We start from the raw sequence: 289 nt of genomic DNA, 5'->3' as shown, positions 1-289 counted from the left end.
ATATTATTTTATTAAGAGAAAGTAGTAACTATCCTCTTAACTTGCTGTCATATTATTTTGAGATAAGAAAAACATAAAATTTGAGCAAAAAAGTTCAACAATAGCTTTAAAAAACTTAATTCATATTTTTTTTGATATTTTCTAGTTGTTTTTTTGCTTCAGAAGTAAGAACAGCTCTAATGGTAACAGACCCATCATCATGTCCTTCCTGCTTTATTTCTGCAGAGTTTTCATAAAACCAATCAATAAGCGACATTTCATGAGGTTTTAAAAGATATTCAACGCTCTG

1 pseudogene is annotated in these 289 nt (G+C 28.0%); it reads right to left on the bottom strand.

Features of this window, described 5'->3' with window-relative positions:
• Positions 1 to 115: 115 nt before the first annotated feature.
• Positions 116 to 289: pseudogene (locus ACFINC_RS10720) on the bottom strand (GTPase HflX); the annotation flags it as partial.

Source organism: Bartonella sp. AP58NXGY, from assembly GCF_042195785.1.
Lineage (GTDB): Bacteria > Pseudomonadota > Alphaproteobacteria > Rhizobiales > Rhizobiaceae > Bartonella.
Note: the sequence above shows the minus strand (reverse complement) of the source record. Positions and strands in the feature narration are given on the sequence as shown.